Annotated in this window: 2 protein-coding genes; one reads left to right on the forward strand and one right to left on the reverse strand. The window is 70.8% G+C overall.

Features of this window, described 5'->3' with window-relative positions; translation table 11 throughout:
* A partial coding sequence (locus tag B2U11_RS12915) for a copper resistance protein CopC (protein ID WP_414632965.1) occupies window positions 1-367 on the forward strand: 367 nt, incomplete at its 5' end.
* A gap of 94 nt (window positions 368-461) precedes the next feature.
* On the opposite strand, the gene B2U11_RS15665 is transcribed toward B2U11_RS12915, so the two are convergent.
* Window positions 462-692, reverse strand: a 231-nt coding sequence (locus B2U11_RS15665) for a hypothetical protein (protein ID WP_349680730.1), incomplete at its 5' end; no start/stop codon positions are given.

Genomic DNA, 692 nt, shown 5'->3' on the forward strand with positions numbered 1-692 from the left:
GCCGGCCGTGGCCCAGGACGCTCACGCAGGGCATGGAGCGCATGACGCCCACGCCGCTCACGGTCAGGCCGCATCCGCCGACCATGCCGCCCACGGCGTCGTCACCAGCCCGGCGGATGGGGACATGACCGATGGTTCGCCCGACTGGTTCACCGCCACCTTCCCTCACGCCATGACGTTGAAGGCCGTCACCGTAACCGCCGAGGGTCAGGCCGCCGTCGTGGTTCCTGTCGCCGCTGCTGCGGCGACGACGCGCGTGTCCGCCGACCTGCCGACCCTGGCGCCCGGCGCCTACGTCCTGAACTGGGCCGCCGAAGGCGCGGACGGTCACAAGATGACGGGCGCCGTTCGTTTCATGGTTCACTGATGACGGCCCTATTGAACCGTCGTCTGCTGCTCGGCGGCGCCGTCACTCTGGCATTCACCGGTCCGGCGTTCGCGCAGGATCGGCGGATGACCGCCTACAAGACGCCGTGGTGCGGATGCTGCGACGGCTGGGTACGCATATGCGCGGCGCCGGTTGGACCGTCGAGGTGATCGAGCGCGACGATCTCGCCCCGATTCGCGCCCGCCACGGCGTGCCGGACCGCTATGCCGGATGCCACACCGCCGTGGTCGGCGCCGCCACTGGGCTCTGGGCAGACTGTCCAGGAGAGCGGCGGCGCCGGTGTCGTCGCTGACCTGACCCGCTG

This window comes from Brevundimonas sp. UBA7534 (assembly GCF_002479325.1).
In the GTDB taxonomy this organism is placed as follows: Bacteria; Pseudomonadota; Alphaproteobacteria; order Caulobacterales; family Caulobacteraceae; genus Brevundimonas.